This is a genomic window from Peribacillus deserti (assembly GCF_002863585.1).
Classification (GTDB): domain Bacteria; phylum Bacillota; class Bacilli; order Bacillales; family DSM-1321; genus Paraperibacillus; species Paraperibacillus deserti_A.
Genome location: NZ_PGUY01000028.1, coordinates 36,438 through 62,880 on the forward strand (window position 1 = coordinate 36,438; position 26,443 = coordinate 62,880).

Consider the following 26,443-nt stretch of genomic DNA (forward strand, 5'->3'; position numbering starts at 1 on the left):
CTCTTTCTTCTCATGGACTGATTGGCTTATGACTCGAATGTCTCAGCTTGCAGCTGGATACCACTAGAAGCGGAGGACGGTGCCTTCAAATATAACTAAGTAAAAGTACAATGAAGAACTCCCTATAGCAATAATTGTAAATACTGTGGAAGGCAGACACCTGAAAGGCATAAGAAAACGGCAGCGAAAGGCTTTTGATGGCGATTGGCTTATGACCGAAGGTGTCAGTCCGCAGCTGGATACCACTAAAAGCGGAGGACGGTGCCTTTCACAGAAGAAGTATAGAAAGAACCATGAACCGAAAAACCAATTTAAAAGACCGTATGAATTGAAAGTCAGATACCTGACAGGCATTAGAAAAGCGGCAGCGAAAGGCAGTTCTTGCCTTTTGATGGCGATTGGCTTATAACCGAAGGTGTCTGTCCTAATTCAAATAGTCTGATTGGCCCTCTGTAAATTAAATTCATTACAAAATCAGCCTGCATTTTACCTTTGAGAGTGTGATTTAATTATTAAGAGTGTGATTTGAAATTTAAGAGTGGAGTTCAGATATTTAAGAGTGGAAATTCAAATTTAAGAGTGACATCTTTTTTTTAAGAGTGAGTATCATTTTATGACGGAAAGATTCGTTTGCTAAAATGGGTACACTCATATGATAGACGCAGTTTAAGAAAACATACTATTTTCACTTTATAATTGCCAGCGGCACACACAACAAAAAACAGCTCACCCCCGCCACCATTTGCCGGCATGACTATACCGCTCAAATGGATAATGAGAATAAGCTGCTTAATTAATCTAATTTTTCCCCAGAAAGCACTCCAGCTTTAACGAGGGATTCTCTCAAGTATTTAAACTGGTCTTCTTTCCAGAATGCTTCTGAGTTTACCAGCGAAGCTGCGTCATTCCTGGCCACTTCGAGAGCTCTGTAATCGTGGACCATATCGGCCATTTTAAATTCAGGGACTCCGCTTTGTTTTTTGCCGAAGAAATCACCAGGTCCCCTCAACTCTAAATCTTTTTCCGACAGGACGAATCCGTCATTGGTTTCAGACATGATTTTCATTCTTTCTTTGCCGACTTCATTTTTGGGATCAGCAATGAGGATACAGTAGGACTGGTCACTCCCGCGGCCTACCCTTCCCCTGAGCTGATGGAGCTGGGAAAGCCCGAAGCGTTCTGCATCATAGATCACCATTAGGGTTGCATTCGGGACATTCACCCCTACTTCTACAACGGTCGTAGAAACCAGTACCTGGATGTTGTTCTCGCTGAATTCCCGCATGACCAGGTCTTTTTCGCTGGAGTGAAGTTTCCCATGCATCAGCCCGACATGAAACCGATTTTGAAAATATTGTGTCAAGGCAGCATGGACATCCAGCGCATTCTGCAGGTCCAGCTTTTCTGATTCTTCAATGAGCGGGCATATCACATATGCCTGTCTGCCTTGTCTTAACTCTTTTTCCATAAAGCCAAGTACGCGATCTAATGTATCATGCTTGGTCCAGTACGTTTCTATCGCCTTTCTTCCTGCTGGCATCTCGTCAATGATAGAAACATCCATTTCACCGAAGGCCGTAATAGCAAGTGTCCGCGGGATAGGAGTGGCGGTCATGAATAATACATCGGGGCTTTCCCCTTTTTCCCGGAGGATCCGCCTTTGTTCCACTCCGAATCGATGCTGCTCATCCGTTATCACCAACCCAAGTTTTTGAAAATTCACTTCTTCCTGGATAAGGGCATGAGTACCGATCAGAATGTGAATTTCACCGTTCGCCAGCCTTTCAAGGATTTCTCTTCTTTTCTTCCCTTTCACAGAACTGGTTAATAAAGCCGTCGTTACTCCATGCGGCTCCAGCATTTCCATCAATGAAGCGGAGTGCTGCTCTGCAAGGATTTCGGTCGGTACCATTAGAGCCCCCTGGTACCCGGCACTGTGTGCTGCAAACAAAGCGATCGCTGAAACAACAGTCTTACCTGAGCCCACATCACCTTGCAGAAGCCTGTTCATCCGGTAGGGTGATTTCATATCCGCTAAAATTTCATTAACCACTCTTTTTTGTGCATGGGTTAACGGAAACGGCAGGCAGTCAATAAAGCCTTTGAGCTTCTGAAGATCATACTTCTGTGTGCTCCCCATGGATTGTTCTCTTTGAACCTTCCTAATCGCCTGCATTTTGAGCTGGAATAATAGAAATTCCTCATAGACAAAACGTCTTCTTGAATGCTTAAGATCTTGGTCGCTTAAGGGAAAGTGAAGCGAACGCAGGGCATCTCTTCTATTCATGAGTTTGTATTCTTTTAACATATAATCAGGAAGTATTTCCGTTATATCATTTCCGAACTCCTTAAATGCAGCCGCGAGATAGCGCCTGAACCCTTTTACCGTCAAGTCTCCCTTTACGGTGTACACTGGTTCGAATTCGTTCGTCCTTTTTTCTGTCCCTGCCTTATGCTCTGAAATCGTAATGGTCTGGCGATGTTTATCCCACTTACCGGTTACAGTGATTTCTTGATTAATAGCGAACTTATTTTTCAGATATGGCTGATTAAAAAAAACACCGGTTATTAAATATCTGCCTACTAGGATCCTGATGGTAAGCTTCGACTTTTTCCGCCCGAAATAAGTAAGAGAAGGCAAGCTGTGCACAACTCCTTCCACAGTTACCCTCTCATCATGTGCTACTTCAGCTAAGTCCTTCAGTCGGTAATCCTCATAACGATAAGGGAAGTGCTCAAACAAATCCATTACACTGTGGATGCCCATGTCATTTAATGCTAGTGCAGTTTCCCCGCCGATTCCTTTAACTGAGGTTACTGGAAGTATGTTTATATCATTCACTTTTCTTAACATCCAGTGAGATTCCGAAGATTTTAGCTTCCAGTTCTCTGCCTGTCGGAGTTGCAGCTAGGCCGCCCTGGGCAGTTTCTCTTAATCCAACTGGCATGGACAGCCCGATTTTATACATCGCATCTATTACTTCGTCACACGGAATACGGCTGGTTATGCCTGCGAGTGCCATATCGGCAGCGATCATTGCATTTGCAGCGCCCATGGCATTTCTTTTAACGCAAGGAACTTCTACAAGGCCGGCAACCGGATCACAAACAAGGCCCAGCATGTTTTTAAGAGTGATCGCCATCGCCTCTGCACTTTGAGCTGGAGTGCCTCCTGCAATTTCCACTATGGCAGCTGCAGCCATTCCTGCGGCGGACCCCACCTCAGCCTGGCAACCGCCTGCTGCTCCGGAAATGGAGGCATTGTTTGCGACAACAAAGCCAAATGCGCCTGAAACAAATAAGAAATCGATCATTTGCTCTCTGGAAGGATTTAATTTATTTTTAACCGCAAATAATGTACCCGGCACAACACCCGCAGACCCTGCAGTGGGTGTAGCACAAATAGTGCCCATTGCTGCATTCACTTCATTTGTAGCAACAGCTTTGCTTACGGCATCCAAAATGATTTCGCCAGAAAGAAAGTTTCCTTTTTTAATATATTCCTGAAGCAGGACTGCATCGCCGCCAGTTAAGCCTGAATGCGAGTGTACTCCAACTAAGCCTCTTTCGATTGCCTTTTCCATGACTTCCAGATTTTTATCCATCAGCCCGATGACCTGGTCACGGGTCCGGCCTGTTACTTCCATTTCCTGCTCTATCATTATCTGAGAAATCTTTTTCCCCTGGCTTTCTGCTAATTCTATTAATTCTGCTACGTTCCTGAACATAGGGATCACCCTCTCTTAATCAACAATTTTAGTAACCTTCATTATATTTGGAAGCGCTGTTATTTCGTCCAATACAGCCTGCTCAATATTTTGATCAACTTCAATCGTCATCAATGCCATTTTTCCTTTTTCTTTTCGTGAAACATCCATATGAGCAATGTTAATTTCATGTTTTGCTAAAACGTTTGCTACGTTCGCAATCGCTCCAAATCGGTCTTCATGAACAACCAGGATCGCGGGCTCATGGCCAGAAAGTTTTAATTCAAAACCATTGAGTTCTATGATTTCGATTTTTCCTCCGCCAATTGAAATGCCAACCAATTCGAGTTCACCCTGATCATCCCCGATACGGACTCTTGCTGTATTAGGATGATCCGTAATAGCATCCTCCTCAGAGAATGTTATCTTTATTCCTTTTTCTTTTGCCAGATCCAGCGCATGGATGATCCGCTCGTCAAAGGTATCAAAATCCAGGAGGCCCCCCACGATTGCCACATCCGTGCCATGACCTTTGTACGTTTTAGCAAAAGAACCATAAAATGAAATCTCTGCCCATTTCGGCTCTCGATTGAGTAAATTCCTTGCCATTCTGCCAATCCTGGCAGCACCTGCTGTATGGGAGCTTGACGGGCCGATCATAATCGGACCGATTATATCAAAGACACTTTTATACTTCATAATATATTGTAATCCTCCTTTAGAGCTTTCAATAGGATTCGTCATAACCATGTAAAATAATGAAGCCAAGAAAATCATAACGGAAAAAACCGAATTAGGAAAGTTTTTTTACAAAATTAAAAAGGGCTGACTGCGTAAGCCAGACCCTTTTCGCCCAAAGTTTAGCATAATGGTGTTCTTTGTAGAATTGACTCGTTTTACTCGATTGAAAAAATGAATGAATATAACGGCTGTTTGCCATTATGAACTTCAATTTCCACATCTTCAAATGTTTCTTCACAAAAAGCAAGGAGCTGGTCTACTTCTTCTTTGGATGTTTCTTCGCCGTAAATGACAGTCAGGATTTCAGAATCCTCATCAATCATGGACGTTAATAGATCCTTAGCGGCTTGAAGCTTATCCTGGTTCTTCACGATAATTTTGCCTTCCTCAATACCCATGAAATCCCCAGTGGCTATGTCAAGGCCTTCAATCTGTGTATCTCGTACAGCATATGTGATCTGTCCTGTTTTTACATGTCCAAGTGCTTCTGTCATGTTTGCTTCATTATCCTCCGGTGATACTGCCGGGTTAAATGCTAATAGTGCAGACATTCCTTGAGGAACAGTCTTTGAAGGAATGACAATGACCTTATCTTCAGCCACTTCTGCCGCCTGCTGCGCAGCCATGATAATGTTTTTATTATTCGGCAAAATGATAACCGTGCGGGCATTGGTCTCTCGAATAGCCTGTACAATATCCTCAGTACTTGGATTCATCGTCTGGCCGCCTTCAATCACCGATTTAGCACCAATACTCTTAAATAAATCAGAGATGCCTGAGCCCATTGCAACCGATACTACTCCGAAATCTTCTTTTTCTTTTGGTGCTGCTATTCCAGCCTCTTTTAATGGAGTATGAGTCTCGCCAACAATGGCTTCATGCTGCTGGCGCATATTGTCAACCTTGATCTTGATCAGACTTCCAAAGTTTTGCCCATAAGTCAGGCATTCACCCGGCTGTTCAGAGTGAATGTGTACCTTCACTATTTCTTCGTCAGAAACCACTAATAAAGAATCACCAAACCCGCTTAAATGATTTCTGAACGCTTCTTCTGAAAAAGGATTTTTTGAAAGTTTGTCCTCTTCAAATTTGACCATAAACTCCGTGCAGTAGCCAAACTCAATATCTTCCGTATTCATGTGACCCTGTACAGATTTATGGTGCTCTGCATTAACCATTTCATCCATAGTGGCATGAGACGCCGGCGTTCCTTGCACTTCTTCTCCTTTTAATTCCGCAAGGAAACCTTCATACACGAAAACCAGACCCTGGCCGCCGCTGTCGACAACTCCAACTTCCTTTAAAACTGGGAGAAGATCAGGTGTTCTATTAAGAGATGCTTTTGCTTCTTTAAGAGTATCTTCCATCACTTTAATGATATCTTCATTAACCTTCGCAGATTGAACGGCCCCTTTGGCAGCGTCCTTCGCTACCGTAAGAATTGTCCCTTCCACTGGTTTCATGACCGCTTTATAAGCAGTCTCCACTCCAGCCTCGAACGCCTTGGCAAATTCTTCACTGCTAATAAAAGGCTTGGTTTCAATAGCTTTGGCAAATCCTCTGAAAAGCTGGGATAGAATAACTCCTGAATTTCCGCGGGCACCCATCAGCAATCCTTTCGCAAGGGCACTTCCGACCTTCCCAATATGCTCCTGCACATTGTTCCTTACTTCTTTGGCCCCTGATGTCATGGACAGGTTCATGTTCGTTCCAGTGTCCCCGTCAGGAACAGGAAAAACGTTCAATGCGTCTACATATTTTGCATTTGCCGAAAGGCTGTTAGCACCCTTTAAGACCATCTCGGCAAAACGTTTTCCATCTAAGCTAGTTATTGACACAAATGTTTCCTCCTTACTAAGGGTTCGTTACACGAACTCCCTGTACATAAATATTGACGGAATCCAACTCAAGTCCCGCAGTTTTGTCCAGGGTATATTTCACTTTAGATTGAACATTATGAGCTATTTCGGAAATTTTCGTTCCGTAGCTTACAATTATGTACATATCAATATGAACCTGATCATTTTCCTGACGCACGATGACACCTTTGGTAAAATTTTCTCTGCGCAGAATTTCAGCTATGCCGTCTTTTAATTGTTTCTTGGAAGCCATACCCACAATACCGTAACAGTCAATCGCCGCTCCGCCTGCAATTGTAGCGATTACTTCATTGGATATATCAATCTGTCCGAATTTCGTATTCAACTCAATGGACATATTATCTTCCCCTCCCTGAAAATCTCATTAGCTACAGACCATTTTACTATAGTACCAGCAGATTTAAAAGTCCAAGTATGCCCAGTTATATTATAAAGCAGGGGTTCGAACTATATGTCAAGGTATTTTTCTTGAAACTGCATGCCAGAACTATTGCATTCTTGGAATATGTGTGTTAAATTATTAAAGTGTTTCTAAAGACTTAAGACAATGTATAATAACTTAAGCATGTTCGTAGTAAGGAGGGAAATTAACATGGCACGTAAATGTGTAATCACTGGCAAAGGAACTCGTTCCGGTAACAGCCGCTCACACGCAATGAACGCAAACAAACGTACTTGGGGTGCAAACCTTCAAAAAGTTCGTATTCTAGTTGACGGTAAACCTAAACGTGTATACGTTTCTGCAAGAGCGCTTAAATCAGGTAAAGTAGAACGCGTATAAGACAACGGCATCCAATTTTAGGATGCCTTTTTTATTTATAAAGCGGAGAACGGTACCTTTTAAGCGAGATAATGCTTTAGCTGAATGATGATGTATATATATTTAAAAGAATATTTCATTAAAAGGCAGACAGCCGATAAAGCAGACTTGCTGATTGGCGAGCGGTAGCGAAGACAGAAGCTTAGTCGCACTTATGCGTTAGCCAAACATAAGGCAAGCAGGCCGTGGGAAGTGATCTTCCTTCCCATGGCCTGCTTGCCTTATGACTCGAGGATGTCAGTTCGCAGCTGGATTACACCATAAGCGGAGAACGGTGCTATTCCTTCTGTTTTTATTAATGTTCAATGATGATATTTATTCATTGAACACTACAAACTTCGTGGAAAAGCAGACACCCGATAAAGCAGACTTGCTGATTGGCGAGCGGCAGCGAAAAGCCACTCTTGTCTTTTGGGCATTTGACTTATGGCCGAAGGTTTCAGTTCAAAGCTGGATTTCATCTTCATGCAGCTTAAATTCCGGGTTGCAGAATTTTTATTAGTCCTTATAAATTTAGATTATCCCTCTTAAATCCGGGTTTACCCCTCATAAGTTTCAATTTACCCTCTTAAATTCCGGTTTACCCCTCATATCTGACTAACCCGCCGGTCCTCCTTACCTCAGCGCCATAAATTTATCACTCGGGCCACCCTTTTCAATTAAAAATAACTGATTTTTAACTCTTTTCACATCCATTTCGTCAAAAAACACGTGAATCAGCATGATGTTTTAATATAAACATCATGCTTAAAGCCATCACCATTAGTTCCTGAGTAGACCCGGCAACAAAAAAAACACCCCCTTCCACCTTAAGAGGGTGCTCACCTGTAAAAATGATAAATAATTAGTGCTGCTGTCAATCTTTTTTAAATACCCCCAAGCAAGCCCTAACCAAACCGCCCAAGAATCTTGGTAGTTTAATCGTATAAAATTTCATAAAGCCCCTCCTCATAAAATCTCACACAAATTATTCAACTTATTAGCGGATATAGGAAGAGATATCCCTCTTATAAGAGTGATTTAATCACTGCTTCTTACCACCAATAATATGCCTTCCTCGAATGAAAAAGTACCTTCTTCATAAAGAAGTTCATTACTAATACATAGTGTAGAGCCAAGAGTAATATTCCTGTTTTCGAGGGGGTATTTGAAACCCTTTAGTGTAATGCCGTTCACTTCAAGTGTCAGAGGGATAAATGAAATATATTTTTTACCTCTCAGGCTTGATACATGGAAGGTACCGGGAGTTTTTACATATAAAATATTGGTTTTGTCCTCTAGGATTAGCTGCGTATCAGGATTGTCAAGCAGACCCCGCTGAGCGAGAAGCTGAACATTGGCAAGGTAGTGGTCTGCCCGCCCACCGGTTGCTCCAAACAGGATGATTTTTTCTGGTTTCTGTTTCACAGCCCAATCGAGGGCAATTTCCAGGTCGGTCTGATCCTTTTCGGAAGGATAAATATGTAGATGAACCAAGTGCTCCTGCAGAAAACGGAGCTCATCGGGGCTGACAGAATCAAAATCTCCAAACGCCTCGTGCGGCTGGATACCCATGCGGATCAGGGAATAAACGCCGCGATCCACTCCAGCCCAAACTATATCTTGACGGTCTTTGTATTGATTTAGATCGGGCACCAGCTCCAAAGGGCCTCCTGCTAAAATACAAATAATCATAAAAAGTTCCTTTCTTGAATCTGATAAAAAAAGGAGGCTGTGCTGCAGCCTCCGTTAACAAATTCCGTTACTCTGCCCTTAAAGCTTGAATGGCTTTAGCCCGGTCTGTCTGATTATATACGGCTGATCCCGCAACAAGTACGGTCGCGCCATTCTCAATACATAACTTTGCAGTTTGTTCATTGACCCCGCCATCTACCTCAATCTCAATAGCCACCCCTAAGTCTGCAGCCATTTCCTTTACTTGTTTAATTTTAGAAAGGACGCCAGGGATGAAGGACTGGCCGCCAAAGCCTGGGTTAACTGACATCAGGAGAACCATATCGATATCTTCAATGATATGCTGAATGGTATCAACCGGAGTTGACGGATTAAGGACTACACCAGCCTTGACTCCTAACGATTTAATCAGCTGGATCGTTCTATGCAGATGCCGGCTCGCTTCAACATGGACAGTAATATAATCTGCACCCGCATCCGCAAAAGCCTCAATATATCTGTCCGGATCTTCAATCATAAGGTGGACATCCAGAGGCAGCTTGGTGATAGGGCGTACGGCCTCAACAATTAAAGGGCCGATCGTAATGTTTGGAACGAAATGTCCGTCCATCACATCAATATGGATGAGATCGGCCCCTCCTCTTTCAACGTCCTTAATCTCTTCTCCCAGCCTTGAAAAATCGGCAGATAAAATAGATGGAGCAATTTTCACCATAACTACTAATACCTCGGCTTTCGGTCTCTAATTTCCTGTAAGAATTCTAGATAATGTTCATACCGATAACGCGGCAGTTCTCCATTTTCATATGCCGCTTTTACTGCACATTTTGGCTCTTTATCATGAAGGCAGCCCCTGAATTTACAGCTTTCACTGAGTTCTAATAAATCCGGGAAGCAGAACGTTAGATCTTCTGCTTCTACATCGGTAAATTCCAATGAACTAAATCCAGGAGTGTCTGCGACTAGGCCGTCTCCTATATGAATCAGCTCGACATGCCTGGTAGTATGCTTCCCGCGTCCTAGATGCTGCGAAATATCATTTGTTTTCAGCTCCAATTCAGGACGAAGTGCATTGAGCAGTGTCGATTTGCCGACACCAGACTGCCCAGCGAATACACTGGTCTGTCCATGGAGGTATGGAAGAAGCACGTCAATCCCTTCCTGTGTCACTGATGATGTTGCAAGAACGGGGTACCCCATATTTGAGTATTCCTCAATAAATTGATCAATCTCTTTTTTTGCCGTTTCTTCTAAAAGATCCACTTTAGTAATACAGATGATCGGTTTAATATGATTAAATTCAATCAAAACTAAAAAGCGGTCTAATAAGACTGTACTGAAATTCGGTTCCACGGCCGAAAAAACTAGGATTGCCTGATCTACATTGGCAATTGGCGGCCGAATCAGTTCATTATGTCTTTCCTTTATTTCTAAAACATAACCCTCTTTGTCATTATCAGCCTGGTAAACGACTTCATCTCCGACAAGCGGAGTGATTTTATCTTTTCTAAACGTTCCTCTGCCCCGGCATTGTATGAGTTGTTCTCCATCGAGTACGTAATAAAACCCGCTCAGAGCCTTGACTATTTTGCCTGCTGGCATATTTTCACTCCTTGTTTCCTAACTTAAAAGCTTATTTCAAAGGTCAGTATCAAACTATTCCTGTTCTGCATTTTCATACGTGAATGTCTTATCCTGAGAAACGGAATTGTCGACGATTACTTTGTATCCGGCCTCTGTAGTGGGGCCTATCGTGAATTCGTAACTTTTCTTGGTGGTTTCAGTTATCGTAAACTTATCAAAAGGTGTAGTCATGGTATGGTTCATATCCTGTATAAGGACTTGAACCTCCTGAGCCTGGCCTTCGACTTGAGGATTGTATTCAATCGTAATTTCCTTAGTAACCGTTTTAGGAGGAAGTTCCTTTTTGCCTCTGGATATTATGACTTTAATAGTACTTCCCTTATCAACCTGAGTATTAGCTTCTGGCTCCTGTGACTTAACATGTCCCTTTTCTACCTTATCACTATACTCTTCCCCTTGTTTATGAATGAATAACCCATTATTTTCTGCATATTCGTTAAGGGTTTGTTCGCTATAATCAGAGAGATCCTTTAAAGTGATTTTTTCTGGGCCCGAGCTTACGGTAAAAGTCAGCTGTGTATCAGAAGGAGCCACTTTCATATTAGGCTCAGGAGACTGGTCCAGAATGGTACCTGCTGGACTATCATTTGATTCATATTTAATGTCAGGATCTTTGAACCCCAATTCTTCAACAAGCGGCTTTACATCATCGATATTACGGTCCTCATAATTCGTGAGCGTAATTTGTTTCTTTCCGCTGCTTACAGAAAGATCTATAGTGCTGCCTTCTTTTACTTTGCTCCCGATTTTAGGTTCTGTTTTAATCACATGATTGACAGCTACCTCGTCGTCCTCGACTTCGATTGTATCCCCTACTTTAAATCCTTTATCATTAAGAATGGACATTGAGTCAGCGAGATTTTCCCCTCTAATATCCGGTACCTTCACTTCCTTCGGCTCCATCATTTTCGGAAGCACCGTAACAGTCAGGACTCCCAAAAGAGCAAGAAACACAAATGTAGATACTAAAACAATCGGCCACTTCTTCCTCTTTTTAGCCTGATCTTTTTTCTCCTTCTTCTTTTTCTCTTTTTTTTCAGGTTTCCCTTCACTCTTAGGTTCCTTGTCGACTCCCATGATCAAGGTTTCATCCAGGTCATTTCCAGTGTGTTCCTTTGTTATGACCGGGATGGCCTTAGTTGCATCCTGGTCCTCAGGTACAAAGAACGGCGGCTCATTTTTCCGGCTTGGACTTAGAGCTGTCCTGAGGTCTTCAAGCATTTCATCCGCGCTGGGATACCGGTAATAGGAATCCTTTGAGCTCGCTTTAAGGACTATATTCGCCACGCTCTGCGGCAAATCAGGAACCCACCTTTTCGGTGACGGCATATTGGATTGCAAATGCTTCAAGGCAATGGAAATGGCTGATTCACCTGAGTAAGGCAGCCGGCCTGTCAACAATTCGAACATCACGATGCCAAGGGAATAAATGTCTGAGGTTTTATTCGCCATGCCTCCGCGGGCCTGTTCTGGAGAAAGATAGTGCACCGACCCAAGTACAGCATTCGTCTGCGTGATGCTTGTAGAGCTGAGCGCCATAGCAATCCCAAAGTCTGTAATCTTCACGTTGCCGAGATCATCTATTAATATATTTTGAGGCTTTATATCTCTATGAATAATCCCATATTGATGGGCATGGGAAATAGCCGAAGTGATCTGCTCCATAATATCCAAGGCTTTTTGAACCGGGATCGGGTAGTTTCTCTGTATGTATTGTTTAAGCGTAAGGCCTTTCACATATTCCATGACGATATAGTAAATATCATCCTCTACCCCTACATCATAGATACTCACAATATTCGGATGAGCTAAACTAGTAGCAGACTGTGCTTCTCTATTAAATCTCTTAATAAATTCTTCATCATTGGAAAAATCCATGCGCAGAATTTTCAATGCGACCTCACGCTCTAAGATCATATCTCTAGCAAGGTACACATTTGCCATTCCACCGCCGCCAATCATTTCTAACACTTTATAACGGCCGCTGATTCTTTTTCCAATCAGCATTTAAATCACCCGCTTTCACTTTCATCTGTAAAATGCACAAGTACAAGGGTGATATTATCTTCGCCGCCATTATCATTAGCAAGCTTTATTAAGTCTTCTGATTTAACATCCTGGCCAGCCTGTGCAGTAATGATCTGCTGCAGATCATTTTCACTGACTTTATTAGAAAGACCGTCGGAGCATAAAAGAAGCATATCTCCAACATATATGGGTATTAGAGACACATCAATTTCTACATTTTTTTCGGTTCCTAAGGCCCGTAAGAGTACATTTTTTCTAGGATGGTGCTCGGCATCTTCCTTGCTGATCTGCCCGCAGCGCACTAGCTCCTGCACCAGCGAGTGGTCCTCTGTCACTTGCTTAATTCCGCTGTTTTGATACAGGTACCCCCGGCTGTCGCCGACATGTGCTACAGATGCAAATGTCCGTGTGCATATAGCCGCTACGATCGTCGTACCCATGCCCTCGCATTCCTTATTGGCAAGAGAGTGCTGATATAATAGATCATTTACTTTTACAATGTGAATCCTGAGCCAGTCTTCTGCATCCTCAGGGTCTAAAAATTCTCCTGTTTCCGCCCAAAAATCTTTTAGTTTCTCGATGGCCATGCTGCTCGCCACATCACCGGCTCTATGTCCTCCCATGCCATCAGCTACAACAGCTAATAATACACCGCTTGGATTGGTGAAGACTCCGCCATTATCTTCATTAAGCTGGCGGAGTTTCCCACGGTCTGTTTTAAAAACCGCTTCCATCTTTTCACCTCGTCTCTTCTTTTCGCTCCTTCGCTCTCAGCTGCCCGCAGGCCGCATCGATATCATGTCCCTGTTCTCTCCGAATCGTAACATTTACGCCTGCATTCTTTAATGTTTTTTCGAATTCGAAAATCTGTTCACGAGGTGTTCTTACATAGTTGCGTTCAGGAACATAATTTACAGGAATCAAATTCACATGGCATTTGAGCCCTTTTATGAGTCTTGCTAGTTCCTCTGCATGTTCAACCTGGTCATTCACTCCGCCAAATAATCCATATTCAAATGAAATCCGGCGGCCTGTCTTCTCAATGTAGTACTTAACAGCTTCCATTAGATCTGGCAGCTTGTAAGCACGGTTTATCGGCATCAGGGAACTTCTGATTTCATTATTAGGCGCATGCAGGGAAATGGCAAAATTGATCTGCATCTGCTCATCGGCAAATTTATAGATCTTTGGAACAATTCCGCTGGTTGAAACCGTGATATGGCGCGCTCCAATGTTCAAAGCCTTGTCATCGTTAATGATTTTCAGGAATGACAGCATTTCATCATAGTTATCAAATGGTTCCCCGATACCCATAATGACTACAGAGCTGACGCGCTCATCTGTTTCATCAAGTGCCTTCTGTACTTTTACGACTTGGGCAACGATTTCTCCTGCTTGTAAATTTCTTTTTAATCCTCCCAGTGTGGATGCACAGAACGTACATCCGATCCTGCAGCCTACCTGAGTAGTCACACAAATGGAATTTCCGTATTCATGGCGCATAAGAACCGTTTCAATAGAGAATCCATCGTGCAATTCAAAAAGGAATTTAATCGTACCATCACTGGATGTCTGCTGAATCAGAGTATTAAGCGTAGTAATTGAATAGCTCTCTTCCAGTTTTCTTCTTAAATCCTTTGAAAGATTGGACATGTCTTCGAAGCTGGTCACTCTTTGTTTATAAAGCCAATCATAAATCTGCTCGGCACGGAACGTTTTTTCTCCTGCCTCTGCCAGCCACTCTCTCAATTCATGAAGCTCTAGTGAATATATGGATGGTTTTTGAGTCTCCTGCTGCTGTTTCTTATTAGTTGTAGTTTCCAATTACTTCACCTTCCTTTTAAAACATGCGATGAAAAAGCCGTCACTTCCAAAATCCTGTGGGAAAACCTGAAGCATGTTTCCATTCACTAAAGGTTTGACCGGATCCGGCATGCGGTCTTTTAAGCTATAATCTTCTTCGTAATCCGGGTGGTTCTTTAAAAAGCTGAGTGCTACATTATCGTTTTCTTCTTTATCGACCGTGCATGTACTATACACCAGCGTTCCGCCTCTTGCTACGAGCGGAGCAGCTGCATCCAGGAGTTCTGACTGTATTCCAGACAGCGAAGTAATATCTTCCTGTGTTTTTGTATATTTGATATCTGGTTTTCTCCTCATGACGCCGAGACCTGAGCACGGTGCATCAATCAGGATACGGTTAAATTGCCCCAGACCGAATATCTCCTGAACATTCTTGCTGTTATACGCTCTTGTCCTGATATTGCTGAGTCCCAGCCGTTCAGCCTGATCTTTAATAAGCTTTACCTTATGTTCATGAAGATCAAGAGAGATGACGCGCCCTTTTTCCGAGAGGCGTTCAGCGATATGTGTTGATTTCCCGCCCGGCGCGGCACAGGCATCCAGCACCTGTTCATCACCCTCAGCACCTATAGCATAACCCACGAGCATGGAACTTTCATCCTGAATAGTAAAAAAACCTGCTTTAAAGGCTTCAGAATGAGTTAAATTACCTCTGAGCGCTTTGATTCCATCCGGTGTTACTACGCTTGGCTCAACTTCAAAGCCTTCTTCTCTCAGGAGGCTGATCACTTCGTTCCGGCTTGTTTTACGTATATTAACCCTGGCAGTCTGAACAGAGGCCAGAAGATTCATTTTACACATTTCAAGTGTTTTATCATAGCCATATTGCTCTAACCAGCGTTCCACGATCCATCGTGGATGGCTCGTTTCTATTGAAATTCTTTCAGCAGGCTCCTTTATTTCGTCCAAAGAAGGAACTCCTTTTCGCTGAACATTTCTTAGAACTCCATTCACCATTGACGTATTCCCTTTATGCCCTCTTTTTTTGGCGATTTCAACCGCTTCAAAAATCACAGCATGATCAGGAATCTTGTCCAGAAAAACCAGCTGGTAAAGAGAAAGGCGCAAAAGATTAATAATCCATCCTTGAGTCTTCTGAAACTTTACAAACGGGCTCAAGTAGTAATCAAGTGTCATTTTCCGCTGAATCGTTCCATACGCTAACTCAGTAAGCAATGCTGCATCCAATCCAGACAATTTATGCTTCGTAATCATGTTGTTCAGTAGCAGATTGCTGTACGACTGGTTCTTTTCAACAGAATCCAGGACCTCAAGTGCAATTTCTCTGACTGTCTTGTTATTATTTTTCATTCGTTTCTCCCAATTTCATTCCTGGTGTTATACCGGATCCTGATCCTCTAAGGAAATCCCGGACGCTCATTCTTTTCTTGCCGGCTGGCTGGAGCTCCAGTATCTTAATAGCTGTCTCGTTTCCTGCTGCTACGATCAGCCCGTCTTCCGCGACCTCTAAAATTTCTCCAGGTTCACCAGTCCGTCCACTCTTTATCTTTTGGGAATTCCACAGTTTCCATACTTCTGACCCGAAAGTGGTAAAAGCAACCGGCCATGGATTAAGGCCCCGGATGTGATTAAAGATCTCTTCCCCAGTCTTTGTCCAATCCACTTTTTCCTGTTCTCTTTTAATATTTGAAGCAAAGGTCGCTTGGCTGTCGTCCTGAACAATGGGAGTAATTTCATGATTCAACAATTTAGGGATGGTTTCTGAAAGCAAATCTGCTCCAATTACACTAAGCTTATCAAATAAAGTGCCGACGTTATCTTCTTCTTCAATCTTAAGCTCCGCCTGTGATAATATATCACCAGCATCGAGTTTTTCTGCCATATACATGATGGTGATCCCCGTTTTTTCTTTTCCCTGAATTAAGGCGTAATGAATAGGGGCACCGCCGCGCAGTTCGGGAAGAAGGGAAGCATGAACGTTGATACATCCGTATTTCGGTGCGTCTAATAATTTTTTTGGAAGTATCTGCCCAAAAGCAGCTGTGATGATTAAGTCCGGAGAAAGCTCCAATATTTTATTCAATTCTTCCTCTTCACGAATTTTTTCTGGCTGAAAAACCATTATTCCGTGTTTTACTGCTTCCGCTTTAACGGGAGGAGGCGTCAATATCCGCTTTCTTCCTACCGGCCTGTCCGGCTGGGTTACCACTGCTGCGACATTATAGCCATCCTGCAGGATTCTTCTCAGCACAGGAACAGAAAAATCAGGGGTTCCCATAAATACAATCTTTGTCATTCTTGTTCATACCTTTCAAGTTCATCTTCCTTAAGATAGTGGCTTACCTTTGTGGTAAACAAAACACCATTAAGGTGATCGATTTCGTGGAGGATGGCCCTTGCAAGAAAATCGTCTGCCTTTAATTCATAATAACGGCCTTTACGATCCTGGGCGCGGATTTTGACCTTAAACGGTCTTGAAACCTCCCCATAGAGGCCGGGAAAGCTCAAGCATCCTTCCGGACCCGTCTGTTCGCCCTCTATTTGAATGATTTTAGGATTAATGATTTCTATTTTTCCCGTTTCATCCCCAATATCAACAATAGCAATCTGCTGTTTGACACCGACCTGCGGAGCTGCGAGTCCGACCCCGTCTGCTTCGAGCATCGTTTCATACATATTATTTAAAAGTTTTGCCAATTTTTTATCAAATGCAATCACGGGATCGCATTTTTGTTCCAGTATCACGTCTGGATACATAACGATTGGTAATATTGCCAAGATAAGAGCCTCCTGCCCTGCTTACATTAACATGTGTGGATTTAAATCAACAGAGATTTGCAAACCATTCTGATTTGATTCTTTTTGGTAGTGTTCCACAATTCTTTTTAGCATCCTTTTTAATTCAGGCTCCCGCTTGTATTTTATCAGACATTGATAGCGATATCTATCGTTCACACGGCTGATTGGCGAAGCTGCGGGCCCTAACACCACCGATTCTGGGGATAACCCTGAAGAAAGATATTTGGTGATCTTTTCTGTTACCGATACGGTCTTCATTAAATCCTCATGTGATACGGTGACAAGGGCCAGAAAATAAAATGGCGGATATTTATTAAATTTCCTTAACCTCATTTCCTGGGCATAGAAGGTATCATAATCCTGCTGGCCAGATAGTTCAATACTGTAATGTTCAGGAGTATAGGTCTGGATTACAACCTCTCCGGGAAGCTTATGCCGTCCGGCTCTGCCGCTCACCTGTGTCAAGAGCTGGAATGTTTTTTCTGAAGCTCTGAAATCAGGTAAATGGAGCATCGTATCTGCTGTAAGGACTCCGACAAGCGTGATGTTCGGAAAGTCCAGCCCTTTTGCAATCATCTGGGTGCCGAGGAGAATGTCAGCCTGTCCTTCCTGAAAAGCCGTAAGAAGCTTTTCATGCGAGCCTTTCTTCCCTGTCGTATCTACATCCATCCTGATAACGCGGGCTTGTGGAAGGATTTTTCCGAGCTCCTCCTCCACTTTCTGTGTTCCTGTACCAAAGAACCGGATGTAGTCACTCTGGCATTCAGGGCAATGTGAAGGCATAGGGACTTCAAACCCGCAATAATGGCACTTGAGCTGATGGCTGGACCTGTGATACGTTAGCGAGATGTCACAGTGAGGGCAGTTCATCACATTTCCGCAGTCCCTGCACATGACAAAGGAAGAATGGCCCCTGCGATTTAAAAACAGGACGGTTTGTTCCTTTTTCTCCAGCCTCTCAGTCAGCTTTTCAAACAGCATCTTTGAAAACATCGAACGGTTGCCGCCTCGGAGTTCTTCGCGCATATCCACAATATCAACTTTGGGCAGGATCGATGAATTGAGCCTGTTTCTAAGCGTCAATAAGGTATAGACATTCTTCTGGGCCCGGGCAAAAGTTTCAAGCGACGGGGTGGCACTCCCGAGCACAACCGGGCAGCCATGGTACTGCCCCCTTTTTACAGCTACATCTCTTGCATGATAGCGTGGATTTTCTTCTTGTTTATAACTTGTTTCATGTTCTTCATCTATGATGATAATCCCTAAATTTTCAAATGGGGCAAATATGGCAGATCTGGCTCCAACGACCACTTTTACTTCCTTACGCTGTATTTTACGCCACTCATCATATTTTTCACCGACTGACAGTCCGCTGTGCATCACTGCCACCTTATTGCCGAAGCGGCCTTTGAACCGCTGCACCATCTGAGGGGTTAACGATATTTCAGGTACAAGCATAATGGCTTCTTTACCATGCTTAATTACATTGTCAATGGCCTGTAGATATATTTCCGTTTTCCCGCTTCCAGTTATCCCGTATAAAAGAAAGGTACCGTCACTTCCGGTATTGATGGAATCGTTGATAGGGCGGAGCGCTTCTTCCTGTTCGGCTGTTAAGACGAATGGTTTTGTCTGGGTGAAGACTCTGTTTTCAAACGGATCACGGTAGATTTCTTTTTCGTATTCTCTTAAGACCTTTTTCTCTACCAGTGATTTAACAGATGATGCCGTTGTACCTGTTTGATTGATTAGTTCTCTCAGGGTAATTTCTCCCGAATGGGATATGAAGAAGTCACAGGCTGCTTTTTGCTTGCTTGCATTTTGTGGAAGGGCAGCGGCATACTTTTCAATCTCTTCTAGCGATATCGATCTTTCTACATATTTAATCCGCTTTTTATTTAATTTATTTTTAACCTGGTAGACTACTTCCAGATTCCCTTTCATGATTTCATTTTGTATTTTTGAGGGAGAACCGCTGTTTAGAGCTGTCTTCCAGTCTATACGATCTCTGCCTTTAAATAGATCTCCAATTTCTCCGGATAAGGCTTCTTCCTGTACATCATCGGATACCTTGATATATTTTTCATATTTAGCTTTCAATGCAGCGGGGATCATGACTTGAAATGCTGAGATTTTATAACATAAAGTCTCCTCAGTCAGCCAGTCGCCCAGTTTTAGGAGTTCAGGATTCAAAACAGGCTCTAGATCCATTGGTTCTTCTAGATATTTAAGCCTGCTGTGCTCTGACTCTTCTTTCAGATGCGACACAAATCCCTGCACTTTCCTTGGGCCAAAGGGGACAATCACCCTCATCCCCGGTTTGATGACAGATACCCATTTTTCGGGTATTTTATAATCGAATTCACGGTCCGTTTGCTTAGCCGGTACATCGACAATCACGGACGCTATATTCATAGTGCATCAGTCCTTTTTATTGAGCAATTCAATCACTTTATTCAAAATATCTTTCGCAACCATCCCTTTTGTTTTTTGAGGGATATTGACGGGTTCTTCTTCTCGGGAGTAGATTGTAACGATATTTGTATCTGTTCCAAATCCTGCACCTGGGGTAGTCACATTATTAGCCACAATTAAATCAGCATTTTTCCGTTCTAATTTTCCTCTGGCATGCTCTTCAACAAGCTCTGTTTCGGCAGCAAACCCGACCAGGATTTTGCTCCCCTTTTTAGCGCCGAGCTCCATTAAAATATCTTTTGTTCTTTCTAGTTCGATAACCTCGCTGCCCGGCATTTTTTTTATTTTCTGAGGATGATAATGTTTCGGGCGGTAATCGGAGACAGCAGCCGTTTTGATTACCACATCTGCTGTTTCTGAATGCCTCATCACAGCCTGAAACATGTCTTCGGCAGATTCCACATGGATGGTGGTGATGCCGGCCGGAGGTTCCAAATGTACGGGTCCTGAAACAAGGATGACGTCCGCACCCAGGCTCCTAGCCTCTTCCGCAATCGCATACCCCATTTTTCCTGTGCTTAGATTGGATATAAACCGGACTGGATCAATTTTTTCACGTGTCGGTCCTGCTGTGATGACGACTTTCTTTCCTTGAAGCGGCTGATATTGCTTACCGGCAAAAAACTCCTGCAGCTTTTGTACAATGGTTTCAGGCTCTTCAAGTCGGCCTTTTCCAACATATCCACATGCAAGATACCCTTCACCCGGTTCAATGAATTCATAACCAAAGCTTTTGAGGGTATTCATATTCTTCTGGACGGCCGGATGAGCGTACATATGGACATTCATTGCCGGGGCTGCCCAGACCGGGGCGGTTGCCGCCAATATGGCAGTGGAAATCATATCATCCGCGATGCCATTCGCAATCTTCCCGATTATATTAGCGGTAGCAGGGGCAATCAAAATCAGATCCGCCCAATCAGCCAAATCTATATGAGCTATTTTCTCAGGATTTTTCTCATCAAAAGTATCCGTATATACATCATTTCGTGACAGTGCCTGAAAGGTGAGCGGTGTAACGAATTTCACAGCCGATTCACTCATGATCACCTTAACGGTGGCTCCCGCTTGTGTCAGTTTGCTTGTTAAACTGGCAGCTTTATAAACCGCAATGCCGCCTGTCACACATAATAAGATTTTTTTGTTGGTCAACATGTACTTTCCTCCAAGAATTAAACTGATTATATTATGAAGGATACCGGGACAATTTTCATCTTTATAGAACTTAACACTGTAGAAAAAAGAAAAAAACCTGCTAAGGGCAGGTCATTACAGGTTGGAATCTTTGTGGTCGTTTTTATAGGTGAGGATTCCAGCATGAATCTCTTCAAGAGCTTTTCCGACATTCTTGTAAGATACAGGCCTTTGAAGCTTGGTATTATCATTTCCCTGCATCTGTCTTGCCCGCTTGGCTGCAACAGAGACAAGGGAATATTTTGAGTCAATTTTATTCAATAATGAATCGATAGAAGGATATAACATTCTTATTCACTCTCCAGCATGGTTTTATAGCGGTGTGTTACACGTTCTCTGCGGCAATGCTCCGCTATTACAATGGCATTAATCCGCTCGCAGGCATTTTCAACCCGGTCATTCTCGACTACATAATCATATAAGTCCATTAATTCTATTTCTTCCTTTGCCGCTTTCATTCTCTGGCGGATCAGTTCCTCAGTTTCCGTTCCCCTGGTTGTAATCCGATTTTCTAATTCGGTTAAACTTGGAGGAGCGAGGAATATAAATAAGCCCTCAGGGAATTTTTCTCTAACCTGGCGTGCTCCCTGTACTTCTATTTCTAAAAATACATCCTTGCCGGAATCCAATGTCTCCCTGACATAATCAACAGGAGTGCCATAGTAATTGCCGACAAACTCAGCGTACTCCAGGAGTTTACCCTGTTCAATCAAGGCCTCAAACTCATCTCTCGACTTAAAGAAGTAATCGACTCCATGGATTTCTCCTTCACGCGGATTACGTGTTGTCATAGAGATAGAATATTCAAATGCAGTATCCGGACGGTCGAATATCGCTTTTCTGACCGTGCCTTTCCCAACTCCGGAAGGTCCGGACAATACAATTAACAAACCTTTTTCTACCAATTTATATACCTACCCTTCATCTCCATTATCTTCTCGGTCATGCAGCCTTGCCGCAACCGTTTCAGGCTGGACAGCAGAAAGGATCACATGATCTGAATCTGTAATGATCACAGCTCTTGTTCTTCTTCCGTAGGTTGCATCTATTAAGGAACCCCTGTCGCGTGAATCCTGAATAATCCTTTTGATCGGAGCAGACTCAGGGCTAACAATTGAAACAATTTTATTTGCGGAAACGATATTTCCAAAACCAATGTTTATCAGCTTGATAGACACCACCGGTCCTCCATTCATCCCTATTCTATTTTGACCGTTCATTTATCTATATAAACTCGATCCTACTCGATATTTTGAACTTGTTCCTTAATTTTTTCAAGCAAACTTTTCACTTCAACCACTTCCTGGGCAATGGAGGAATCATTCGCCTTCGAACCGATCGTGTTCGTTTCCCTGTTCATCTCCTGAACGAGAAAGTCTAATTTTCGGCCAACCGGCTCTCTGATGGCGAGCGTTTTTTCAAACTGGGATATATGGCTTTCAAGCCTTGTCAGCTCCTCATTGATATCTGCCTTTTCAGCAAAAATGGCAGCTTCCGTCAGCAGCCTCGCTTCATCAAGCATCCCGTTGGTATAGTCGGATATCTTTTCATACAGCCGGTTTCTATAGTTTTCCGCAACCGCCGGAGCGAGTATTTCCAGCTTCTCTACAATTGAACGGATTCTACTCAGATGGCCCAGCATATCTTTTGCAAGCTGAGCACCTTCAAGCTGTCTCATCTGGAAAAGGCCGGATGAGGCTTCCTTGACAGCAGAGAGCACCGTGTCTTCCAGATAGGCTTGGTCCGCCTGCTGTTCAACAACCGTTATTACATCATCTAATTGAAGGAAGTCCCCTAGATCGGGTTTGGAAGCAAGATTATACTTTTGTTGAACTTTAGACATCAAAGATACGTATTCATCCGCAAGCTCCCAGTCTACTTCAAGCTTCTTTGTGGTAAGGCCGCTGCCTTCCAAGGTTATAAAGACTTCAGCTCTTCCTCTTTTTATGTATTCGCTAACCTGCTTCTTTATTTTATCTTCCAAGAAAAGCAGCTGGCGAGGCATTCTAATTTGATATTCGGTGAAACGGTGATTAACCGTCTTAATTTCCACGTGAATCCGCAGGTCCTGTTCTTCTGCAAATCCTCTGCCATAACCAGTCATACTTATGACCAATAATCTTCACCCCAATAACATCTCACAGCCTGAACGCTGTGCCATTATCATGCAAAAAAATAAAAAGGTAATAGAGAACCCTCTACTACCATTTGAATTATAACATACATTATTTTGATTTTCTTGCTAAAAATGACCCTGCCAATAAAAAAGTTGGTATGGAAGCCATTCCTATAATCAGCAGCCATTCATTCAACCTGATCGGCACCGTATGGAAGATAGGCTGGAGAGGCTTATAATAGATGACAACAAGCATAAGCAATAGAGAAGAAATAACAGAACCGACCAAATATAAATTACCAAACGGATTTCTGGCAAAAATGGACTTTTCGCTTCTGCAGTCAAACACGTGGATCAGCTGGGCCAGCACCAGGGTGGCGAACGCAACAGTCTGGGCATACACAAGGTTTCCTGGATTAGATTTATACACGATCATGAATGCCGCGAGCGTTACTGAACCGATCAAGAAGCCCCTTGAAATAATCTTCCACCCAAGGCCTCTGGCAAACACACCTTCATTAGGGAGCCGCGGCTTTCTCTGCATCACATTTTCCTCAGGCTGATCCAAGCCTAGAGCCATAGCCGGCAGCCCATCAGTCACAAGATTGACCCATAGGATCTGAACAGGGATTAGCGGAAGCGGAAGCCCTAGCAGCATAGCAAAAAACATGACTAATATTTCTCCGACATTGGAAGCAAGCAGGTAGCGGATAAACTTTCGAATGTTTTCATAGATGTTGCGTCCTTCTTTAATAGCAGCCTTGATCGTGGCAAAGTTATCATCAAGCAGCACAAGGGCTGATGCTTCCTTCGCTACATCCGTGCCTGTGATTCCCATCGCAATGCCTATATCCGCAGACTTGATGGCAGGCGCATCATTGACTCCATCTCCAGTCATCGCCACAACATGGCCCTTTTTTTGGAGTGCTTTGACTATTTTCAGTTTGTGCTCAGGGGATACCCTTGCATATACGGAAACCTTGTCTACAACATTCTCAAGCTCCTCGACTTCCATTGCGGAAAGGGCGGCACCGTCAAGCACTAAGTCACCTTTCCTTAGAATTCCAAGCTGTGAAGCAATCGCCTTGGCTGTTGTTACATGATCGCCCGTAATCATGACCGTCTTGATTCCGGCATCACGGCATTCTTTCACCGCATCCTTAACCTCTGGGCGAGGGGGGTCTATCATTCCTTGAAGACCGATGATCGTTAACTCCTTTTCCGCTTCCGAATCATCTAGAATAACTGAATTCGGTGATACAGCCTTGAATCCAATCGCAATCGTTCTTAAGGCTTGTGCGGCAAGTCCATCAATGGCATCCTGTACTTGTTTCTGGAGGTTATCTGTCATGAATTGACGTTTCTCCCCCCAGAGAATGGAATCGCATCTGCCAAGCAGAACATCAGGTGCTCCTTTTGCTACCACAAAAGACCGTCCTCTTTCATCCTTAACAATCATACTCATCATTTTCCGTGCAGAATCAAACGGAAATTCCTTTACGATAGTGAACTGGCTGGCCAGATTCTCCCTCGTAAAGCCAGCTTTCATGGCGGCAACCAAAAGCGCGCCTTCCGTCGGATCTCCATCCATGATATAGCCATTTTCTCCCTGCTTTAGTTCCGCATGGTTACAGATCATTCCGAAGGTCAGCAGCTGCTGGATGGTCTTATCCTCAAGCGCCTGACGAGGTTTGCCCTCATAATGGAATTCTCCGCTTGGCTCGTAGCCTGTACCAGTTACGGTCCAAGTTTTGCCGCCGCTCCAAAGATGTGTAACCGTCATTTTATTCTGTGTCAGAGTCCCTGTTTTATCGGAGCAGATAACAGAGGCACAGCCAAGAGTTTCGACTGCGGGCAATTTCCGGACAATTGCCTTTTGCTTGATCATTCTCTGCACCCCAAGCGACAGGGCGACCGTAACAATCGCAGGAAGCCCCTCCGGAATGGCTGCTACCGCAAGAGAAACACCTGCCAAAAACATTGTATAAATATCATGTCCCTGAATAACGCCAATAACTACTACTAGGAGGGTAAGCAGCAATGCTGTCGTAATCAAGATTTTCCCCAGCTGTTCAAGACGCCTCTGCAGCGGAGTTTCCATCGTTTCGGCGGACTGAAGCAAATCCGCTATTTTCCCCATGGCTGTATCCATGCCGATGGAAATAACACTGCCCACACCGCTTCCGCGGGAAACCATTGTGCCCATAAAAGCCAGATTCTCCTGATCACCAATCTGATCTGAAGCCTGTTTCAGCGCTTCCGATTTTTTAGCAACAGGCACCGACTCACCAGTAAGAGCTGATTCCTCAATTTCCAGGGAGGTGGTCTGAAGTATCCTTACATCAGCGCCAATGCGGTCCCCGCTTGAAAATTTCATGATATCGCCAACAACCACTTCCCTTGACGGGATCTTGATCCATTCCCCATCCCGCTTCACATGTACCTGCGGGGCAGACAGACTCTTCAGGGCCTGAAGCGACCTCTCCGCCCGCCTCTCCTGATAAAACCCCAGAATTCCATTTACAATGACGATCGCAATGATGGCAATTGCATCTATGTATTCTCCAAGAAGACCGGAAATCAAAGTGGCCGCCAGCAGAACAAGAACCATAAAATCCTTAAATTGAGCAAAAAACAACAAAATCGCTGACTGCTTCTCACCCTCCTGCAGCTCGTTATAACCAGACTTTTTCTGGCGCACAAGCACCTCTTCCTCTGACAACCCACGCTCTATACTAGTTTGAAGAGCCGCTTCAACCTCTTCCTTATCCATTTCCTGGAACTTCATTCAGCATCTCACTTCCCCCTCAAAATTCAAACACTTGTCCCTTCTCCTCCCATGCATATTCAGGGATGGGGTAAAAAATGATATAATTTATCTGAAAAGCGGAAAGCGGTGCCTTTCTCAGGTGTCTGTTTTTATTAGGAATGTAGATCAAAGTTTAGTTACCAGAAGAGCACTTATTGAAAGGCAGGCACCTGAAAGGCATAAGACGGGCGGCAGCGAAAGGCCGATTTTGCCTTTTGATGGCGACTGGCTTATGACCGAAGGTGTCAGCTTGGAGCTGGACTAAAGAAAAGCGGAGAACGGTGCCTTCAGACAGAAATTAATGTTTGCACCATGAAAAAACCACACTTATCTAGTCCAAAGAGCTCTGTAAGAAGGCAGTCATCCGATAAAGAAGACTTGCTGATTGGCAAGCGGCAGCGCCGACAGAAGCAAAGTCGCACTTACCACGCTTGAACGGCCACGTCCTGTGGCCCCGCGCCTGGCTCGCACATCCTGTGCATCGTGCGTTAGCCAAGCATAAGACGAGCTGGCTGTGGGAAGCGATTTTCTTCCCATAGACAGATTGACTTATGTCTCGAGGATGTCAGTTCGCAGCTGGACTAGTAGAAAAACGGAGAACGGTGCCTTTCTCGAATTTTTACGTTTTGCGCTGAATGAAAATCTAAACATGTTTACAAGACCAGAATTTAGTGAAAGGCAGACACCTGAAAGGCATAAGAAAAGCGGTGGTAAAAGGCCGCTCTTGCCTTT

26 protein-coding genes are annotated in these 26,443 nt (G+C 43.7%); 4 read left to right on the forward strand and 22 right to left on the reverse strand.

Translation table 11 applies throughout. The features are described from left to right. The first annotated feature begins 211 nt into the window (after positions 1-211). Positions 212-409 carry a hypothetical protein gene (locus CUU66_RS09535; protein WP_142383713.1) on the forward strand — a complete coding sequence of 66 codons (198 nt, stop codon included), beginning with the start codon at positions 212-214 and terminating at the stop codon, positions 407-409. Between the two features lie 384 nt (positions 410-793). On the opposite strand, the gene recG is transcribed toward CUU66_RS09535, so the two are convergent. The 5 genes from recG to CUU66_RS09560 form a co-directional block, all read right to left on the reverse strand. Further along, positions 794-2,842, reverse strand: coding sequence for an ATP-dependent DNA helicase RecG (gene recG, locus CUU66_RS09540; RefSeq protein ID WP_142383714.1), 2,049 nt, complete (start codon positions 2,840-2,842; stop codon positions 794-796). Then, positions 2,835-3,728, reverse strand: coding sequence for an L-serine ammonia-lyase, iron-sulfur-dependent, subunit alpha (gene sdaAA, locus CUU66_RS09545; RefSeq protein ID WP_101641485.1), 894 nt, complete (start codon positions 3,726-3,728; stop codon positions 2,835-2,837). Before sdaAA ends, recG begins: the two co-directional genes overlap by 8 nt. A gap of 15 nt (positions 3,729-3,743) precedes the next feature. Then, complete coding sequence (gene sdaAB, locus CUU66_RS09550) at positions 3,744-4,406, reverse strand: L-serine ammonia-lyase, iron-sulfur-dependent subunit beta (RefSeq protein WP_101641487.1); 663 nt, start codon at positions 4,404-4,406, stop codon at positions 3,744-3,746. A 197-nt stretch (positions 4,407-4,603) separates the two neighbouring features. After that, on the reverse strand, positions 4,604-6,286 hold the full coding sequence (locus CUU66_RS09555; protein WP_101641488.1) for a DAK2 domain-containing protein: 1,683 nt from the start codon (positions 6,284-6,286) through the stop codon (positions 4,604-4,606). Between the two features lie 16 nt (positions 6,287-6,302). Further along, positions 6,303-6,665, reverse strand: a complete 363-nt coding sequence (locus tag CUU66_RS09560) for an Asp23/Gls24 family envelope stress response protein (protein WP_101641489.1) — start codon at positions 6,663-6,665, stop codon at positions 6,303-6,305. 255 nt (positions 6,666-6,920) lie between these two features. Here CUU66_RS09560 and rpmB point away from each other — a divergent pair, with 255 nt between their 5' ends. Then, positions 6,921-7,109, forward strand: a complete 189-nt coding sequence (rpmB, locus tag CUU66_RS09565; RefSeq protein ID WP_101641490.1) for a 50S ribosomal protein L28 — start codon at positions 6,921-6,923, stop codon at positions 7,107-7,109. Positions 7,110-8,004: 895 nt separating this feature from the next. On the opposite strand, the gene spoVM is transcribed toward rpmB, so the two are convergent. From spoVM to CUU66_RS09655, 17 genes are all read right to left on the reverse strand, one after another. After that, positions 8,005-8,085, reverse strand: a complete 81-nt coding sequence (gene spoVM, locus CUU66_RS09575) for a stage V sporulation protein SpoVM (RefSeq protein ID WP_101641492.1) — start codon at positions 8,083-8,085, stop codon at positions 8,005-8,007. Between the two features lie 83 nt (positions 8,086-8,168). Further along, positions 8,169-8,822, reverse strand: coding sequence for a thiamine diphosphokinase (locus tag CUU66_RS09580; RefSeq protein WP_101641493.1), 654 nt, complete (start codon positions 8,820-8,822; stop codon positions 8,169-8,171). A gap of 67 nt (positions 8,823-8,889) precedes the next feature. Further along, positions 8,890-9,537 (reverse strand): ribulose-phosphate 3-epimerase, encoded by a 648-nt coding sequence (rpe, locus tag CUU66_RS09585; protein WP_101641494.1) that lies wholly within the window; start codon positions 9,535-9,537, stop codon positions 8,890-8,892. Between the two features lie 5 nt (positions 9,538-9,542). Continuing rightward, positions 9,543-10,424: a ribosome small subunit-dependent GTPase A gene (rsgA, locus tag CUU66_RS09590; RefSeq protein ID WP_101641496.1), complete on the reverse strand. Its 882-nt coding sequence runs from the start codon at positions 10,422-10,424 to the stop codon at positions 9,543-9,545. 54 nt (positions 10,425-10,478) lie between these two features. Continuing rightward, entirely contained in the window at positions 10,479-12,473 is a 1,995-nt protein-coding gene (gene pknB / locus CUU66_RS09595; protein ID WP_101641497.1) for a Stk1 family PASTA domain-containing Ser/Thr kinase, read from the reverse strand. 5 nt (positions 12,474-12,478) lie between these two features. After that, positions 12,479-13,228, reverse strand: coding sequence for a Stp1/IreP family PP2C-type Ser/Thr phosphatase (locus CUU66_RS09600; protein ID WP_101641499.1), 750 nt, complete (start codon positions 13,226-13,228; stop codon positions 12,479-12,481). A gap of 4 nt (positions 13,229-13,232) precedes the next feature. Beyond that, on the reverse strand, positions 13,233-14,318 hold the full coding sequence (gene rlmN, locus CUU66_RS09605; protein WP_101641500.1) for a 23S rRNA (adenine(2503)-C(2))-methyltransferase RlmN: 1,086 nt from the start codon (positions 14,316-14,318) through the stop codon (positions 13,233-13,235). Then, a complete protein-coding gene (rsmB, locus tag CUU66_RS09610; protein WP_101641502.1) occupies positions 14,319-15,668 on the reverse strand; it encodes a 16S rRNA (cytosine(967)-C(5))-methyltransferase RsmB in 1,350 nt (449 codons plus the stop codon). Then, on the reverse strand, positions 15,658-16,614 hold the full coding sequence (fmt, locus tag CUU66_RS09615) for a methionyl-tRNA formyltransferase (RefSeq protein ID WP_101641504.1): 957 nt from the start codon (positions 16,612-16,614) through the stop codon (positions 15,658-15,660). Before fmt ends, rsmB begins: the two co-directional genes overlap by 11 nt. Beyond that, positions 16,611-17,096: a peptide deformylase gene (def, locus tag CUU66_RS09620; RefSeq protein WP_101641506.1), complete on the reverse strand. Its 486-nt coding sequence runs from the start codon at positions 17,094-17,096 to the stop codon at positions 16,611-16,613. Before def ends, fmt begins: the two co-directional genes overlap by 4 nt. 21 nt (positions 17,097-17,117) lie before the next feature. Next, positions 17,118-19,532: a primosomal protein N' gene (gene priA / locus CUU66_RS09625; RefSeq protein ID WP_101641508.1), complete on the reverse strand. Its 2,415-nt coding sequence runs from the start codon at positions 19,530-19,532 to the stop codon at positions 17,118-17,120. 6 nt (positions 19,533-19,538) lie between these two features. Further along, a complete protein-coding gene (coaBC, locus tag CUU66_RS09630) occupies positions 19,539-20,747 on the reverse strand; it encodes a bifunctional phosphopantothenoylcysteine decarboxylase/phosphopantothenate--cysteine ligase CoaBC (RefSeq protein ID WP_101641510.1) in 1,209 nt (402 codons plus the stop codon). 114 nt (positions 20,748-20,861) lie between these two features. Continuing rightward, on the reverse strand, positions 20,862-21,074 hold the full coding sequence (gene rpoZ, locus CUU66_RS09635; RefSeq protein ID WP_101641512.1) for a DNA-directed RNA polymerase subunit omega: 213 nt from the start codon (positions 21,072-21,074) through the stop codon (positions 20,862-20,864). A gap of 2 nt (positions 21,075-21,076) precedes the next feature. Further along, a complete protein-coding gene (gene gmk / locus CUU66_RS09640) occupies positions 21,077-21,691 on the reverse strand; it encodes a guanylate kinase (RefSeq protein ID WP_101641514.1) in 615 nt (204 codons plus the stop codon). Positions 21,692-21,700: 9 nt separating this feature from the next. Beyond that, positions 21,701-21,964, reverse strand: coding sequence for an extracellular matrix/biofilm regulator RemA (gene remA, locus CUU66_RS09645; protein WP_101641515.1), 264 nt, complete (start codon positions 21,962-21,964; stop codon positions 21,701-21,703). Between the two features lie 62 nt (positions 21,965-22,026). Next, positions 22,027-22,902 carry a YicC/YloC family endoribonuclease gene (locus CUU66_RS09650; protein ID WP_101641517.1) on the reverse strand — a complete coding sequence of 292 codons (876 nt, stop codon included), beginning with the start codon at positions 22,900-22,902 and terminating at the stop codon, positions 22,027-22,029. Between the two features lie 109 nt (positions 22,903-23,011). Further along, a complete protein-coding gene (locus CUU66_RS09655) occupies positions 23,012-25,690 on the reverse strand; it encodes a calcium-translocating P-type ATPase, SERCA-type (RefSeq protein WP_101641519.1) in 2,679 nt (892 codons plus the stop codon). Positions 25,691-25,811: 121 nt separating this feature from the next. Between CUU66_RS09655 and CUU66_RS24110 the strand changes: the two genes are divergently transcribed. Together CUU66_RS24110 and CUU66_RS24555 are read left to right on the forward strand one after the other, a co-directional pair. Beyond that, entirely contained in the window at positions 25,812-25,976 is a 165-nt protein-coding gene (locus CUU66_RS24110; protein ID WP_180955227.1) for a hypothetical protein, read from the forward strand. Between the two features lie 249 nt (positions 25,977-26,225). Continuing rightward, a partial coding sequence (locus CUU66_RS24555; protein WP_219622787.1) for a hypothetical protein occupies positions 26,226-26,443 on the forward strand: 218 nt, incomplete at its 3' end.